General features: G+C 67.2%; 12 protein-coding genes. 11 read left to right on the top strand and 1 reads right to left on the bottom strand.

Features of this window, described 5'->3' with window-relative positions:
* Nucleotides 1-24 precede the first annotated feature (24 nt).
* The 4 genes from H0X91_RS03395 to H0X91_RS03380 all read left to right on the top strand — a co-directional run bounded on the left by H0X91_RS03395 (nt 25) and on the right by H0X91_RS03380 (nt 4,196).
* Nucleotides 25-447 (top strand): rubrerythrin family protein, encoded by a 423-nt coding sequence (locus H0X91_RS03395; protein ID WP_006497294.1) that lies wholly within the window; start codon nt 25-27, stop codon nt 445-447.
* A gap of 123 nt (nt 448-570) precedes the next feature.
* Complete coding sequence (locus H0X91_RS03390; protein ID WP_084751378.1) at nt 571-1,908, top strand: heterodisulfide reductase-related iron-sulfur binding cluster; 1,338 nt, start codon at nt 571-573, stop codon at nt 1,906-1,908.
* Between the two features lie 29 nt (nt 1,909-1,937).
* On the top strand, nt 1,938-2,519 hold the full coding sequence (locus H0X91_RS03385; RefSeq protein ID WP_196432804.1) for a DUF3501 family protein: 582 nt from the start codon (nt 1,938-1,940) through the stop codon (nt 2,517-2,519).
* A gap of 735 nt (nt 2,520-3,254) precedes the next feature.
* Nucleotides 3,255-4,196 (top strand): DUF6566 family protein, encoded by a 942-nt coding sequence (locus H0X91_RS03380; protein WP_006482942.1) that lies wholly within the window; start codon nt 3,255-3,257, stop codon nt 4,194-4,196.
* A 130-nt stretch (nt 4,197-4,326) separates the two neighbouring features.
* On the opposite strand, the gene H0X91_RS03375 is transcribed toward H0X91_RS03380, so the two are convergent.
* A complete protein-coding gene (locus H0X91_RS03375) occupies nt 4,327-5,883 on the bottom strand; it encodes a mannose-1-phosphate guanylyltransferase/mannose-6-phosphate isomerase (RefSeq protein WP_077020937.1) in 1,557 nt (518 codons plus the stop codon).
* A gap of 431 nt (nt 5,884-6,314) precedes the next feature.
* Between H0X91_RS03375 and H0X91_RS03370 the strand changes: the two genes are divergently transcribed.
* The 7 genes from H0X91_RS03370 to H0X91_RS03340 all read left to right on the top strand — a co-directional run bounded on the left by H0X91_RS03370 (nt 6,315) and on the right by H0X91_RS03340 (nt 15,354).
* A complete protein-coding gene (locus H0X91_RS03370; RefSeq protein WP_034203384.1) occupies nt 6,315-7,688 on the top strand; it encodes an undecaprenyl-phosphate glucose phosphotransferase in 1,374 nt (457 codons plus the stop codon).
* Between the two features lie 74 nt (nt 7,689-7,762).
* Nucleotides 7,763-9,175 carry a UDP-glucose dehydrogenase family protein gene (locus H0X91_RS03365; RefSeq protein WP_196432803.1) on the top strand — a complete coding sequence of 471 codons (1,413 nt, stop codon included), beginning with the start codon at nt 7,763-7,765 and terminating at the stop codon, nt 9,173-9,175.
* A 30-nt stretch (nt 9,176-9,205) separates the two neighbouring features.
* Complete coding sequence (locus H0X91_RS03360; protein WP_006482944.1) at nt 9,206-9,649, top strand: low molecular weight protein-tyrosine-phosphatase; 444 nt, start codon at nt 9,206-9,208, stop codon at nt 9,647-9,649.
* Nucleotides 9,643-10,821: a polysaccharide biosynthesis/export family protein gene (locus H0X91_RS03355; RefSeq protein ID WP_006482941.1), complete on the top strand. Its 1,179-nt coding sequence runs from the start codon at nt 9,643-9,645 to the stop codon at nt 10,819-10,821. The genes H0X91_RS03360 and H0X91_RS03355 overlap by 7 nt, the downstream gene beginning before the upstream one ends.
* A gap of 51 nt (nt 10,822-10,872) precedes the next feature.
* A complete protein-coding gene (locus H0X91_RS03350; RefSeq protein WP_196432802.1) occupies nt 10,873-13,143 on the top strand; it encodes a polysaccharide biosynthesis tyrosine autokinase in 2,271 nt (756 codons plus the stop codon).
* A gap of 62 nt (nt 13,144-13,205) precedes the next feature.
* Entirely contained in the window at nt 13,206-14,165 is a 960-nt protein-coding gene (locus H0X91_RS03345) for a glycosyltransferase family 2 protein (RefSeq protein WP_196432801.1), read from the top strand.
* A gap of 43 nt (nt 14,166-14,208) precedes the next feature.
* Nucleotides 14,209-15,354 (top strand): glycosyltransferase family 4 protein, encoded by a 1,146-nt coding sequence (locus H0X91_RS03340; RefSeq protein ID WP_006492002.1) that lies wholly within the window; start codon nt 14,209-14,211, stop codon nt 15,352-15,354.
* Nucleotides 15,355-15,358 lie beyond the last annotated feature (4 nt).

Below are 15,358 nucleotides of genomic sequence, written 5' to 3'. Positions count from 1 at the left end.
GCGCCGACTCGAACGGAGGCGCAAATGGCTCAACTCAAGGGCAGCAAAACCGAAGAGAACCTGAAGGCCGCATTCGCGGGCGAATCGCAGGCGAATCGACGCTATCTGTATTTCGCTTCGAAGGCCGACGTCGAGGGGCAGAACGACGTCGCCGCGCTGTTCCGCTCGACCGCCGAAGGCGAAACCGGCCATGCGCACGGCCATCTCGAATACCTGGAAGCCGTCGGCGATCCGGCCACGGGCTTGCCGTTCGGTTCGTCGCGCCTGAATCTCGAATCGGCGATCGCCGGCGAAACGCACGAATACACCGACATGTATCCGGGCATGGCGAAGACCGCGCGCGACGAAGGTTTCGACGAAATCGCGAACTGGTTCGAGACGCTCGCGAAAGCCGAACGCAGCCACGCGAACCGCTACACGAAGGCGCTGGACAGTCTCGTCGACTGACGAGCCGCCGCGGGCCGCACGGCATCGCCGTGCGACCGGCCCGCAGCCGGCCGTTCGTTCCGTCGCCGCCCGCAGCGCGCGGGCGGTGCGCTTGCGCACATGCGCGCCACGCGGGAGCGTCCCATGCCCCACAAGGAAGGCAGTCTCGAAGCGCCGACCCGGCATCCGCTCGACTGGCAGTCCGAAGCGTTCTACGACCAGGCCGCGATCGATGCGGAAATGACGCGTGTATTCGACATCTGCGCCGGCTGCCGGCGCTGCGTGTCGCTGTGCGGCGCGTTTCCGGCGCTGTTCGACCTGGTCGACGACACGCCGACGGGCGACATCGAGGAAGTGCCGAAGGCCGCGTTCGGCAAGATCGTCGACCAGTGCTATCTGTGCGACCTCTGCTACATGACGAAATGCCCGTACGTGCCGCCGCACGCGTGGAACGTCGATTTCCCGCACCTGATGCTGCGCGGCAAGGCCGCGCGTTACAAACGCGGCGAAGCGACGTTGCGCGACAAGGTGCTGTCGAATACCGATGCGCTCGGCCATTTCGCGGGCATTCCGGTCGTCACGCAGGCGGTCAACGCGGTGAACCGCACGCCGCCCGCGCGCCACGCGCTCGAAGCGGCGCTCGGCGTCGATCGTCATGCGTGGCTGCCGGAATTCGCGCCGCGCAAGTTCCGGCGCGCCGCCAGACGTTCGGACAACCCGCCCGTGCGCGACGGCGAACGCACGCCCGGCAAGGTCGCGATCTATGCGACCTGCTACGTGAACTTCAACGAGCCGGGAATCGGCCACGACCTGCTCGCGATCCTCGCGCACAACGAGATCCCGTACGAACTCGTCGCGCGCGAAGCGTGCTGCGGGATGCCGCTGCTCGAGCAGGGCAATCTCGACGGCGTCGCCGCGAAGCAGGCCGTCAACATCCCGGTGCTCGAACGCTACGCGCGCGACGGCTATGCGCTGATCGGCGCGATTCCGAGCTGCGTGCTGATGTACAAGAGCGAGCTGCCGCTGATGTTCCCTGATGACGCAGCCGTGCGCGCGGTGGCCGACGCGTTCTGGGACCCGTTCGAATACGTGATCGCGCGGCATCGCGACGGACTGCTGAAGACCGATTTCAAGACCGGCCTCGGCACCGTGTCGTATCACGTGCCGTGCCATGCGCGCGTGCAGAACATCGGCCGCAAGACGGCCGATGCGCTGTCGCTCGTGCCCGATACGCGCGTGAACGTGGTCGAGCGTTGCTCGGGCCACGCGGGCACGTTCGGCGTGAAGAAGGCATTTCATGCGGATGCGATGCGGATCGGCGCGCCGGTGTTCAAGGCGATGGCCGAGCCGCAGCCGGACGTCGTGTCGTCAGACTGCGCGCTCGCCGGCCATCACATCGTGCAGGGCATCGACGAAAAGGGGCTGCCGCACGCGCCGCTCGCGCATCCGCTGACGCTGCTGCGCCGCGCGTACGGCATCTGAGCCGCTGCCGGCCATCCACGAGGACATCCATGACGCTGACCCGCGACTCCCTGCTGACGCTCGAAGCGTACGCGAAGATCCGCAAGGCCGAACACGCGCGGCTCGTCGCGTACAAGCGCCGTCGCGCGGTGGCGCTTGGCAACCACCTGCGTTTCCTGTTCGAGGACGAGACGACGATCCGCTATCAGATCCAGGAGATGCTGCACATCGAGAAGATCTTCGACGAGGCCGGCATCGAAGGGGAGCTCGACGCGTATCTGCCGCTGGTGCCCGACGGCACCAACCTGAAGGCGACGATGCAGATCGAGTACGAGCATGAAATCGAACGGCGCGCGGCGCTCGCGCGGCTGATCGGCGTGGAGGATCGCGTGTACCTGCGGGTCGACGGGCACGCGAGCGTCTACGCGATCGCCGACGAGGATCTCGAGCGCGACAACGCGGAGAAGACGTCGGCCGTGCACTTCGTGCGCTTCGAGTTCGATGCGCCGATGCGCGCGGCGCTCAAGGGCGGCGCGGCGCTGTCGATCGGCTGCGATCACCCGGCCTACACGATGCCGACGCAGCGGGTGGACGCGGACGTGACCGCGTCGCTGGCCGGCGATCTGCGCTAGCGCCAGGGCCTCCCCGCGCCGCGTGCCGCGCACGCGGGCTTGCGCTTTTCCGTTCCGACCCGAGGAAACCCGCGCCCCGCGCCGTCCGGCGCGGCCGTGCGGCGCTCGCCGCGAAAATGTAACAAGCGTGACGGATTTGCATGCGGGGACACATTGGGCGCGCGGCGTCAGCGTGTTTTCATCACTCGCAGAGAAACAATAAAGAGATTGTGCATGAAGATAATTTGATTCAGCGAAATTTGAATGATTTACCGATTCGTGAATATCTTGTTACGAATTTTCCCCTGATTTACCGATTTTCTGAGGCTATTCCGGGCGGTGTTGCCGGCAGGGGTCGGAGCAGCCCGAAACCGCCTGTTTCAGCGCATTCTTCAGACGCTGCGGAGCCCCGCCGGACGGGCCTTTGCAGCCATCGGCATAAAGATCTCGCAAAAAAATTCAAGCGTAAATGGATTGCCCGCCCATGGCAGGTTGTTTCAGTGCGTAACATTAAGTCATTGTCATATTGAGATAAACCCTAGGGATGGTATGCTTCGTGCACAAAAATTCCCACATTGGAGTGAGACCGCGATTTGTGCGCCATTGCCGGGAATCGCGGCACCGTGAAAGTGCGGTGTCGCCCGGTATGCACAACGCCGGATAACCATAATGTGCAACCTGGCCGCCCCGCGACGCGATGTGTCGCGACGGCGCCGCCAATCGCAGCCCCGGCCTGGCTGCGTGGAGAGATCGACTATGTTCTTCGATGAGCTTAACGATGAAGAGTGGTTTCGCCTTTCAGCGCTGATCGCCGATGAACCCATCCGGCTGAACCGTCGCGGGCGTCCACGCGCCGAACCGCGTGTCGTCGCCAACGCGGTGCTGTGGATCCTGACGACCGGGGAAGCCTGGTCCAAGCTGCCCGGTCGCTATCCGTCCGGGCCGACGTGCCGTCGTCGCTACGAGGAGTGGCTCGCGAACGGCACGCTGCTGCAGATGATCGACGTGCTGACCCAGTTCAGCGGGCGCACGTTCGCGTATATTCCGCCGCCGCCGGAGGCCGTCGTGCCGGCTCGCCGCGCGGAGCCCGTGCCCGACAACGATCGTCTGCGTGGCGTGTTCTGGCAAAACCCCGAGTCGTGGCAATTGCCGGTTGCGCAGGCAAACGTTTGGGAGGGCGAGGGTGCGTCGTTGAGCACGATGTCGGCCGACCAGGTGGACGGCCGCGCCGACGTGTCGTTCTCGGTGCCCGGCGCGCCGGCCACGGAACTGCGCCATGCGCGGGCGTCGTCCGCGAGCTTCTCGTCGGCCGAGCCGCAGATCGACGAGTATCGCGGCTATACGATCAGCGGCACCGCGCAGCCCGTGCAGAACCTGATGTATCGCGCGTGGGCCGAGATCTCGCAGGACGACCGGCGCGTCGAACGCTCGGGCCTGATCGGCCCGCGATTCACCGATGCCGAGGAAGCCGAGCAGTATGCGCTCGACTGGGCGCGTCAGTGGATCGATCGCCACGGTGCGAGCGACGCGCCGGCGCGCGAGCCGCAAGGCGAAGTGCTGGCCGGTTTGTCGGCGCTGGCGCGTGCGGAATCGGACATCAAGCGCTTCATCGCCGAGCGTCGCGCGGGTGCGTTGTCGGAAAGCCGCAACGATCCCGTGCAGTCGGAGCGTCGCGAATACGCGTATCGCGTCGGTTGATCGTCGTCCCCGCGCGACGCGCGGGCCGTCGTGTGCCACGATGCTCGCGCCGCGCGCCCGTCCGGTTTTTCCATCATGTCCGTATTGCCCGGGCGCCGCCGTCGAAGCGGCGCCCGGGGTGCATGGCGCGTTACTGCCGGCCGTAGGTATCGTCGAAGCGGACGATGTCGTCCTCGCCGAGATACGCACCCGACTGCACTTCGATCAGTTCGAGCGGCATCTTGCCCGGGTTCTCCAGGCGGTGCGATACGCCGAGCGGAATGTACGTCGATTCGTTTTCGGACAGCAGGAACGTTTCGTCGCCGCGCGTGATGCGCGCGGTGCCGCGCACGACGATCCAGTGCTCGGCGCGGTGGTGGTGCATCTGCAGCGACAGTTGCGCGCCCGGCTTCACGACGATGCGTTTCACCTGGAACCGCTCGCCCGTGTCGACCGAGTCGTAGTGGCCCCACGGACGATGGACCTTGCGGTGATCGGTCGCTTCGGTGCCTTGTCGCGCCTTGATGTGCCCGACGATCTTCTTCACGTCCTGCACGCGCGATTTGTCCGCGACGAGCACGGCGTCGGGCGTTTCGACGACGACCAGGTTCTGCGTGCCGACGCACGCGACGAGGCGGCTTTCCGAATGCGCGAACGTCGATTCGGCGCCTTCGAACAGCACGTGGCCGCGGCCGACGTTGCCGGTCTCGTCCTTCGCCGAGATCTGCCAGATCGCGTCCCACGAACCGACGTCCGACCAGCCCGCGTCGAGCGGCACGACCACGCTCTCGCACAGTTGCGGCTGGCTCGCGAGCGGCTCCATCACCGCATAGTCGATCGAGTTCGACGGCGACGCGGCGAACGCGTCGCGATCGACGCGGAAGAAATCGCCATCGTCCCGGCCCTGGGCGACGGCCTGTTCGCAGGCTGCGTAGATCGCGGGTTCCAGCTGCCGGATCGCCTTCAGCCAGACCGACGCGCGCACGATGAAGATGCCGCTGTTCCACCAGTATTCGCCCGACGCGACGTACTGCTGCGCGAGTTCGAGGTGCGGCTTCTCGACGAAACGGTCGAGGCGGCGCACGTCGAGGGTGCCGGTCCCGGCGTCGCCGAGCGGCGCGCCGACGCGGATGTAGCCGTAGCCGGTCTCCGCGTGCTTGGGCACGATGCCCATGGTCGCAATCTTGCCTTGCGCGGCGCAGTGCACGCCGGCCGCGACGGCCGCGTGAAAGCGCGGCAGGTCGGCGACCGCATGGTCGGCCGGCATCACGGTCATCACCGCATCGTTGCCGTCGGCGACGAGCCGCAGCGCGGCGAGCGTCAGCGCGGGCGCGGTGTCGCGGCCGAGCGGCTCGAGCATGATGGTCGCGCGCTTGGCCGTCAGGCGCAGCTGTTCGGCGGTCGTGAAGCGATGATCCTCGCCGCATACGATCAGCACGTCGTCGTTCAGCGGGTGATCGGCCGTCAGGCCGTCGAGGCGCAGCGCGGTCGACTGCAGCAGCGAATGATCGCCGAGCAGGCCGATCAGCTGTTTCGGGAAACGCTCGCGCGACATCGGCCACAGGCGCGTGCCGGAACCGCCGGCAAGAATCACGGGCTGCACGGCGAGACGCATACCGGCTGCGGGCATACCGGCGCCGGGCGTGCCGACGGCGGTTGCGGCGGAAGAAGAATGGCGCGTTTCGGCGGCCACTGCCGGAGCATTCATGATGACACTCTCCACGGTTGAAGTCAGTGCCTGTCGTTGTAGCATGAAGTAAATCGACAATAAAACCGGACCCAATGCCGAATATCCGCCACGCATTCATCCGGAAGAATTTTCCTCGATGGCATCGGCTGGAAATAAAAAAATAAAAAATAATTCCGGTCGCCGGCCGGATGTGCCCGCCCGCAAAGGGTGCACGGCAAGCGTAACGAGTCTGAAAAAATCCCCGTTTCCGCCCGATTCGGGAAAACCTGCCGATTTAATTAAAAAAGATCGCGGCAAGAATTTCCGATTATTTTTCGAAATACTTGTGCGCTTGAGGGGGAATTTTCTTGTCGCTTCAATAGCATCATGCAACGTTTGAATCGAAGGTGCGGCACGGGTCGCACGAGGAGCTGTTCGGCAAACGCCTGTTCAAAGAAGAGGAAACGGACATGTTGAGCGTGCTGGCGAGAGTCATCGATATCGCGATGGTCGTGACGGGCGCGCTGATCGCGGCCGCGCTGCACGACGGCAGCATCGGGCTCAGCGACCTGCAGCGCACGACGGTGCTGTTCGACTGCCTGCTGGTCGTCGTGTTCTTTCCGGCCGTCGGCATCTACCAGTCGTGGCGCGGCAAACGTCTCGTCGGGCTGATGGGGCGTGTCGCGTTCGCGTGGCTCGCGGTCGAGCTCGCGGGCATCCTGATGAGCTTCAGCTTTCACCAGTCGGGCGACCTGTCGAGGCTGTGGCTGGGTTACTGGGCGCTGGTGACGATGGCGCTGCTCGCCGGCTCGAAGGCCTGCGTGCACGTCGTGCTGCGGCAGTTGCGCCGCGGCGGCTACAACCTGAAGGCGGTCGCGATCGTCGGCGGCACGCCGGCGGCGCGGCGGCTGATCGCGCAGATGCGGGCGCGGCCGGAAGCCGGCTTCAACCCGGTGTGCGTGTACGACGAAAGCGAGGCGCCGGGCGAAGTCGCGCTCGACGACGTGCGCATCGAGCGGCAGTTCGAATCGCTGGTGTGGCTGGTGCGCAGCCGCGCGATCAGCGAGCTGTGGCTCACGCTGCCGATCACGGAGGAGCGCCGGATTCACCAGATCGTGACGGTGTTTCGCCACGACTTCGTGAACATCCGCTTCATTCCGGACGTGCGCACGCTGTCGTTCTTCAATCAGGAAGTGGTCGAGGTGCTCGGCGTGCCGGCGATCAACCTCGCGGCGTCGCCGATCACCGACGTGCGGATCCTGCCGAAGTTCGTGTTCGACCGGCTGTTCGCGCTGGCGGCGCTCACGGCGCTCGCGCCGGTGATGGTGCTGATCGCGGCGCTGATCAAGCTGACCTCGCGCGGGCCGGTGTTCTTTCGGCAGAAGCGCAAGGGCATCGACGGGCACGAGTTCGAGATCTACAAGTTTCGCTCGATGAAGGTGCATCAGGAAGTGGCCGGGCAGGTCACGCAGGCAACCAAGAACGACTCGCGCGTGACGCCGGTCGGCCGGTTCCTGCGCCGCACGAGCCTCGACGAGCTGCCGCAGTTCATCAACGTGCTGAAGGGCGAGATGTCGGTGGTGGGGCCGCGCCCGCATGCGCTCGCGCACGACGACATCTACAAGGATCTGGTCAAGGGCTACATGTTCCGCTACCGGATCAAGCCCGGCATCACCGGGTGGGCGCAGATCAACGGCTTTCGCGGCGAAACCGACCAGATCGAGAAGATGATGGGCCGCGTGAAGCTCGACCTGTACTACATGCAGAACTGGTCGTTCTGGCTCGACATCAAGATCGTCGTGCTGACGCTGTGGAAAGGGTTCACCGGCAGCAACGCGTACTGACACCGACGCGCTGCGTCACGCAGGCATTCCGGTTTTACGAATTTCGAATCATTGGTCAAGGGGTCCGACACATCATGAATCTGACTATCATCGGCAGCGGTTACGTAGGGCTTGTCACCGGCGCCTGTCTCGCCGACATCGGGCACGACGTGTTCTGTCTCGACGTCGACCAGGCGAAGATCGACATCCTGAACGACGGCGGCGTGCCGATCCACGAGCCGGGCCTGAAGGAAGTGATCGCGCGCAACCGTTCGGCCGGCCGCCTGCGCTTCTCGACCGACATCGAGGCCGCGGTCGCGCACGGTGACGTGCAGTTCATCGCGGTCGGCACGCCGCCCGACGAGGACGGCTCGGCCGACCTGCAGTACGTGCTCGCGGCGGCGCGCAACATCGGCCGCTACATGACCGGCTTCAAGGTGATCGTCGACAAGTCGACGGTGCCGGTCGGCACGGCCGAGCGCGTGCGCGCGGCGGTCGCCGAGGAGCTCGCGAAGCGCGGCGGCGACCAGATGTTCTCGGTCGTGTCGAATCCGGAATTCCTGAAGGAAGGCGCGGCCGTCGACGATTTCACGCGGCCGGACCGCATCGTGATCGGCTGCGACGACGACGTGCCGGGCGAGCGCGCCCGCGAGCTGATGAAGAAGCTCTACGCGCCGTTCAACCGCAATCACGAGCGCACGCTGTACATGGACGTGCGCTCGGCCGAGTTCACGAAGTACGCGGCGAATGCGATGCTCGCGACGCGCATCTCGTTCATGAACGAGCTGGCGAACCTCGCCGACCGTTTCGGCGCGGACATCGAGGCCGTGCGCCGCGGGATCGGCTCCGATCCGCGCATCGGCTACCACTTCCTGTACGCCGGCTGCGGCTACGGCGGCTCGTGCTTCCCGAAGGACGTCGAGGCGCTGATCCGCACGGCCGACGAGCACGGCCAGTCGCTGCAGATCCTGAAGGCCGTGTCGTCGGTCAACGCGACGCAAAAGCGCGTGCTCGCCGACAAGATCGTCGCGCGCTTCGGCGAGGACCTGAGCGGCCGCACGTTCGCGCTGTGGGGCCTCGCGTTCAAGCCGAACACCGACGACATGCGCGAGGCGCCGAGCCGCGAGCTGATCGCCGAGCTGCTGTCGCGCGGCGCGCGCGTCGCCGCGTACGACCCGGTCGCGCAGCAGGAAGCGCGCCGCGTGATCGCGCTCGATCTGGCCGATCACCCGAGCTGGCTCGAACGCCTCACCTTCGTCGACGACGAGGCGCAGGCCGCGCGCGACGCCGACGCGCTCGTGATCGTCACCGAATGGAAGGCGTTCAAGAGCCCCGACTTCGTCGCGCTTGGCTGCCTGTGGAAGACGCCGGTGATCTTCGACGGCCGCAACCTGTACGAGCCGGAGACGATGAGCGAGCAGGGCATCGAGTATCACCCGATCGGGCGGCCGGGCTCGCGCCAGGCGGTCGCCGCCCGCGTGCCGGGCGCCGCGCGCGCCAGCGCGTAACCCGTTTTCCGTCACTCGTTACGAGACGCCATGTTCCGGAACATCCTGATCGTCTGCCACGCGAACGTCTGCCGCAGTCCGGCGGCGGAAATGCTGTTCAAGTCGCACGCCGCGTCGCGCGGCGGCCCGCGTCCGACGTTCCATTCGGCCGGCGTGCACGCGAACGACGGCGACGGCATCGATCCGGTGATGCGGCAACTGCTGGCCGAGCGCGGCGTCGATGCGACGACCCACCGCTCGCGGCGGCTGTCGCGCCGGATCGTGCGCGACGCCGACCTGATTCTCGTCAGCGAGCGCCGACAGATCGCGGCCGTCGAAGCGGTCGATCCGTTCGCGCGCGGCAAGGTTCACCTGCTCGGCAAGTGGGAAGGGGCCGAGATTGCGGACCCGCACGGCGGCCCGGAGGCCGACTACCGCGAGAGCTACTCACTGATCGAACGTCTGGTTCAAGGATGGCTACAGAAACTATGCTGAAACGCCCGATGCGCCCGGTGGCGCTTGCCGTCGCGCTGACGACTTTCCTGTCAGCCTGTGCAACCGCGCCCGGCAACTACCTCGACTCGTCGAACCTGAAGGACGAAGGCCGGCAGGAAGCGGCCGAAACCTATCCGGTTCATTACATCGATGCCAAAGTGGTGATGGACCAGCTGCAGAAAGCGCAGGTCGATCACCCGCTGCCGCCGGGACGTTACACCGATCCGTCGCAGTACACGTATCGCGTCGGCCCGCAGGACATCCTCGGCGTCACCGTGTGGGATCACCCGGAGCTGACGACGCCGCAGGGCCAGTCGTTCTCGAGCGGCGGCAACACGACGCAATCGGTCGCGGGCGCGCTGCAGCAGCCGTATACGACCGCGCTGCCGGGCCAGGCCGATCCGTACGGCCAGACGGTCGCCGCCGACGGCACGATCTTCTTCCCGTTCGTCGGCCGCATCCGCGTGGCGGGCAAGACGGTCGCGCAGATCCGCGACGAGATGGCGTCTAGCCTCGCGCGCTACGTGAAGAATCCGCAGCTCGACGTGCGCGTGCTGTCGTTCCGCAGCCAGAAGGTGCAGGTGACGGGCGAGGTCAAGCAGCCGGGTCCGCTCGCGGTGAGCGACGTGCCGCTCACGCTCGTCGACGCGATCTCGCGCTCGGGCGGCTCGACCGCCGAGGCCGACCTGCAGCGCGTGCGCCTGACGCGCGACGGCAAGCTGTACACGCTCGACGCGAACGGCGTGCTCGATCGCGGCGAAGTGAAGCAGAACGTGATGCTGCAGCCGGGCGACATCGTCAACGTGCCGGACCGCAGCGACAGCCGCGTGTTCATCATGGGCGAGGTCAAGACGCCGGTCACGGTGCCGATGCTCAAGGGCCGGCTGACCATCGCCGATGCGCTGACCGCGGGCGGCGGGATTCTCGACACCGATGCGAACCCGCGCAAGATCTACGTGATGCGCGGGATGCGCGACAACCCGACGAAGCCTGAAGTGTTCCGTCTCGACATGACGCAGCCCGACGCGCTGATGCTGTCGAGTCGCTTCCCGCTTCAACCGCTCGACGTCGTCTACGTCAGCACGGCCAGCTCGGTGCAGTTCAACCGCGTGCTGCAGCAGGTGCTGCCGACGATCCAGACGATCTTCTACATGCGGCAAATCACGCGCTGATAGCCCGCCGGGGTGGCGTCCGCCCCCTCGGCACCACTCAAGCGGGAACGAATGGTGAACACGCAAGCGAAACACTCCTACGCGGACCTGACCGCGAAGACCGAGGAAGAGGACGTCGTCCTCGGCCAGTTGCTCCAGGTCATCATGGACGACATCTGGCTGCTGCTCGGCATCGCGGTGACGGTCGTCGCGCTCGCCGGCCTCTACTGCTTCATCGCGAAGCCGGTCTACCAGGCGGACGTGCACGTGCGGGTCGAGGGCAACGACAACACGTCGCAGGCGCTCACGCAGACGCAGACGGGCGCGTCGATCAACAGCGGCCCGCAGCAGGCGCCGACCGACGCGGAAATCGAGATCATCAAGAGCCGCGGCGTCGTCGCGCCGGTCGTCGACCAGTTCAAGCTGAACTTCACGGTCGCGCCGAAGACGCTGCCGGTGATCGGCAGCCTCGCCGCGCGCCTCGCGACGCCGGGCACGCCGTCGCGGCCGTGGCTCGGCCTGAAATCGTATGCGTGGGGCGGCGAAGTCGCCGACATCGACACGATCAACGTCGTGCCCGCGCTCGAAGGCAAGAAGCTGACGCTGACGGCCGGCCCGAACGGCACCTATTCGCTGGTCGACGAGAACGGCACGCGGCTGCTGGCGGGCCGCGTCGGCGAATCGGCGCAGGGCGGCGGCGTGACGCTGCTCGTGCAGAAGCTCGTCGCGCGCCCCGGCACGCAGTTCACGGTGGTCCGCTACAACGATCTCGACGCGATCAGCGGGTTCCAGGCCGGCATCCAGGTGAGCGAGCAGGGCAAGCAGACCGGCGTCGTGCAGATTTCGCTCGAAGGCAAGGACCCGGACCAGACCGCGGCGATCGCGAACGCGCTCGCGCAGTCGTACCTGAACCAGCACGTGGTCGCGAAGCAGGCCGAAGCGACCAAGATGCTCGACTTCCTGAAGGGCGAGGAGCCGCGCCTGAAGGCCGACCTCGAACGCGCGGAGGCCGCGCTCACGCAATACCAGCGCACGTCGGGCTCGATCAACGCGAGCGACGAGGCGAAGGTCTACCTCGAAGGCAGCGTGCAGTACGAGCAGCAGATCGCCGCGCAACGCCTGCAGCTCGCGTCGCTCGCGCAGCGCTTCACCGATTCGCACCCGATGGTGATCGCCGCGAAGCAGCAGCTCGCGGAGCTGCAGGGCGAAAAGGACAAGTTCAGCAACCGCTTCCGCAGCCTGCCGGCGACCGAAGTGAAGGCCGTCCAGCTCCAGCGCGACGCGAAGGTCGCCGAGGACATCTACGTGCTGCTGCTGAACCGCGTGCAGGAACTGTCGGTGCAGAAGGCCGGCACGGGCGGCAACATCCACCTGATCGATTCGGCGCTGCGTCCGGGCGCGCCGGTCAAGCCGAAGAAGGTGCTGATCCTGTCGGCCGCCGTGTTCCTCGGGCTGATCCTCGGTACCGGCGTCGTGTTCCTGCGTCGCAACCTGTTCCAGGGCATCGAGGACCCGGACCGCATCGAGCGCGCGTTCAACCTGCCGCTGTACGGGCTGGTGCCGCAAAGCGCCGAGCAGGTGAAGCTCGACGCGGCGGCGGAGAAGGGCGGCAGCCGTGCGCGGCCGATTCTCGCGAGCCTGCGGCCGAAGGACCTGAGCGTCGAGAGCATGCGCATCGCGAGCCTGCGGCCGAAGGACCTGAGCGTCGAGAGCATGCGCAGCCTGCGCACCGCGATGCAGTTCGCGATGATGGACGCGAAGAACCGCGTGATCGTGCTGACCGGCCCGACGCCGGGCATCGGCAAGAGCTTCCTGACGGTCAACCTCGCGGTGCTGCTCGCGCATTCGGGCAAGCGCGTGCTGCTGATCGACGCCGACATGCGGCGCGGGATGCTCGACCGCTACTTCGGCCTCACCGTGCAGCCGGGCCTGTCGGAGCTGCTGAGCGATCAATCGGCGCTTGAGGATGCCGTGCGCGAGACGCCGGTGCAGGGCCTGTCGTTCATCTCGGCCGGCACGCGTCCGCCGAACCCGTCGGAGCTGCTGATGTCGACGCGCCTGCCGCAATACCTCGAAGGGCTCGGCAAGCGCTACGACGTCGTGCTGATCGATTCGCCGCCGGTGCTGGCGGTGACCGACGCGACCATCATCGGCCGCATGGCCGGCTCGACCTTCCTTGTGCTGCGCTCGGGCATGCATACCGAAGGCGAGATCGCTGATGCGATCAAGCGCCTGCGCACCGCGGGCGTCGATCTGGAAGGCGGGATCTTCAATGGCGTGCCGCCGAAGGCGCGCGGCTACGGCCGCGGCTATGCGGCCGTGCACGAATACCTGAGCGCGTGACCGGGTCGCGCGAAACCGGGCCGGCGCCACGCGCGCCGACCCGGCCGACTGGAGAACCTCGAATGAAAATTTCCGTGCTCGTTCCGACCTATCGGCGTCCCGCCGACCTCGCGCGCTGCCTGCTGGCGCTGCAGCGGCAGCAGCGGCTGCCCGACGAGGTGATCGTCGTCGCGCGCCCGGAGGACGACGCCACGCACGAACGGCTCGCCGATCCGGCGGTCGGCGGCGCGCTGCCGCTGCGCCTCGTGCCGGTCGACGTGCCGGGGCAGGTCGCCGCGCTGAACAAGGGGCTCGACTCGGCGAACGGCGACATCGTCGCGATCACCGACGACGATGCGGCGCCGCGTCCCGACTGGCTCGCGCGCATCGAAGCCGCGTTCCTGTCCGATCCGTGCGTGGGCGCGGTCGGTGGACGCGACTGGGTGCACGAGAAAGGCCGCGTGCTCGACGAATCGAGAGAGCTCGTCGGCCAGCTCACGCTGTCCGGCAAGATCGTCGGCAATCATCACCTCGGCGTCGGCGGCGCGCGCGAAGTCGACATGCTCAAGGGCGCCAACATGAGCTACCGGCGCGCGGCGATCGAACGGCTGCGCTTCGACACGCGGCTGCGCGGCGCCGGCGCGCAGGTGCACAACGACATGGGCTTCAGCATGCACGTGCAGCGCGAAGGCTGGAAGCTCGTCTACGACCCGTCGATCGCGGTCGATCACTTCCCGGCCGAGCGCTTCGACGACGACCGGCGCGATGCCGCGTCGCTGAACGCGATCAGCAACGGCGCGTACAACCTGCATCTGATCCTGCGCGAGCATCTGCCGCCGCTGCGGCGCGAGATCGCGTGGTGGTGGTGGACGCTGGTCGGTACGCGCGTCTATCCCGGCTTCGCGCACGTGCTGCTGTCGCTGCCTGGCGCCCGGCGCGAGCGTGTGCTCGCGCACTGGCGCGCGGTGCGCCGCGGCGCGCGCGATGCGCGCCGCACGAATCTCGCCCCCCACCGTGCGGCGATGCCGCCGGTGACGTCTTGAACGGCCCGCGCGCACCGCGCGCGGCCCCCTCCGGAGGGCTCGCATGACCACGAAGGCTGCAACGAAAGTCCACGTCCATCTGTTCCACGGCGCCGATCCGCGTACCTACCGGAAAGGCGACGACATCGGCTGCCTGTACGGCTATCACCACGCCGAATCCGACGAATTCCGGCTGACCTATTCGCAGGACGGCGCCGAAAACCGCGTCGTGAGCGTCGCGCGCCGCGCGCTGAAGGCGGCGCTCGGCTTCGACGTCGTGCATGCGTGGCGCAATCGCGCGGCGTTGCTCGATACCGACGTGATCTGGACGCATACCGAGCAGGAGCATCTGGCTGCCGCGTTGATCCTGAAGCTCGCCGGTGAGCAGGGCAAGCGCCCGCTGCTGCTCGCGCAGAGCGTGTGGCTGTTCGACAAGTGGGGCAGCTTCGGCGGCCCGCGCCGCTGGCTCTACCGCAAGCTGATCGCGCGCGCCGACGCGCTGACCACGCTCGCCCGCGACAACGCCGACCTGTGCCGCCGCTATCTCGGACGCGACGCCGAGTTCGTCTACTACGGGCTGAACACGCAGGATTTCCCGCCGGTCGAGCCGCAGCAATGGACGCCGAACCGGCCGTTGCGGATCGCGGCGATCGGTAACGACCGCGACCGCGACTGGCGCACGTTCCTCGCCGCGTTCGGCGGCGACGCGCGCTACGACGTGCGGCTCGCGACGCGCCGCCGCGTGCCGCGCGAATGGCACGCGCCGAACGTGAAGATCGGCCCCGCGTCGGGGCTCGCGAAGCAGCATGAACTGTACGCGTGGGCCGACGTGATCGTCGTGCCGCTGCGGCCGAATTTCCACGCGTCCGGCATCACGGTGATGCTCGAGGCGGCAGCCGTCGGCAAGCCGATGATCGTGTCCGACGTGGGCGGCCTGAGCGACTACTTCCCGCACGATACGGCCGCCTACGTGCCGGCGTTCGACGCGCAGGCGATGCGCCAGGCCGCCGATCGCTTCGTCGCCGATCCGGTGGCGGCGCTCGACTGCGCGCGGGCGGCCGCCGCGTGCCTGCGCGAGCGCGACCTGACCACGCAGGCGTTCGCCGAGCAGCACGTGCGGATCACGCGCGACATGCTGCGCCGGCGCCGCACGCCCGCGGCGGCCGGCGTCGCGATGCCGCTCGCGGATTCGCGTCCGTCGTCGCGCTGAGAGC

This window comes from Burkholderia sp. 9777_1386 (genome assembly GCF_015712265.1).
Classification (GTDB): Bacteria; Pseudomonadota; Gammaproteobacteria; order Burkholderiales; family Burkholderiaceae; genus Burkholderia; species Burkholderia cenocepacia.
The sequence above is the reverse complement of the archived record's forward strand: the minus strand, read 5'-3'. Positions and strand labels throughout refer to the sequence as shown.